We start from the raw sequence: 775 nt of genomic DNA, 5'->3' as shown, positions 1-775 counted from the left end.
TCATCATAGACCTTGGTTAAGTGAGGCAAAGCGATTATGAGGTTAAACACTTGGGTCTTTCGCGTAAGTGGCGCATCTGCTGGGGTGATGGGTTGCGCAACGTGAGTAAGTATTGAAGGTATTTATCGTGCAGCAAAGCGTGGTGTTTCGACCAGATGCCTTGCTCACTGCTAAAGTAGTGGGTCTGCTTCTCAATGTTCTCTATCAGCTCTCGATATTCATCCAGCCTTTTCGTGATGTCGGGATAACGGTCAAGCTGTTTGATGTGTATCACGTCACTTGGAATGAGTCGTAAAAGCGTCAAGGTGTTGAGCAAAAAAGTTTGAAAGGGTTTGATAAGCATAACGAAGTCCTTCCTGGTCATTGAGGTGTGTATGTTAAATAGGATTAAAGGGATGTTAAAAAATAAAAACAAACAGAAGTTTGACCATTTAATGAGAGTGGCGAATGATATTCAAAGTCGTAACCCAAGGGCGTTGCCTGATTTTCTTAATATTGTGCTAAGGCCGATCCAAGCGGAGGGTAATCTTGCTGTAGCCGAAAGAGGTACCGGTGCTATATCTAGCGCGAATTTTTTCTTCTTTGGTAAGTTTATTTTTGATTACCTATATGGCTCTGATGGAGAGCTATTGGGTAATTACCTTAATGCTGAAGAGTACGAATTATCGCTGAGTTACCACATCATTTTCACAAGACCGTGGAATCTTGAACGATATGTTTGTAATTTGTCTTATATCGGACGGCATAAAGCATTAGATGAAAGCTGCAATTGGAG

2 protein-coding genes are annotated in these 775 nt (G+C 41.5%); one reads left to right on the top strand and one right to left on the bottom strand.

Annotated features, from left to right (window positions below):
- Positions 1-34 precede the first annotated feature (34 nt).
- Entirely contained in the window at positions 35-343 is a 309-nt protein-coding gene (locus tag BCT81_RS07785; RefSeq protein WP_102423750.1) for a hypothetical protein, read from the bottom strand.
- Between the two features lie 52 nt (positions 344-395).
- Between BCT81_RS07785 and BCT81_RS07780 the strand changes: the two genes are divergently transcribed.
- Positions 396-775 (top strand): DUF6710 family protein (locus tag BCT81_RS07780; RefSeq protein WP_198596855.1); only part of this gene is annotated, 380 nt, incomplete at its 3' end.

The organism is Vibrio sp. 10N.261.52.A1 (assembly GCF_002876325.1).
Classification (GTDB): Bacteria; Pseudomonadota; Gammaproteobacteria; order Enterobacterales; family Vibrionaceae; genus Vibrio; species Vibrio chagasii.
The sequence above is the reverse complement of the archived record's forward strand: the minus strand, read 5'-3'. Positions and strand labels throughout refer to the sequence as shown.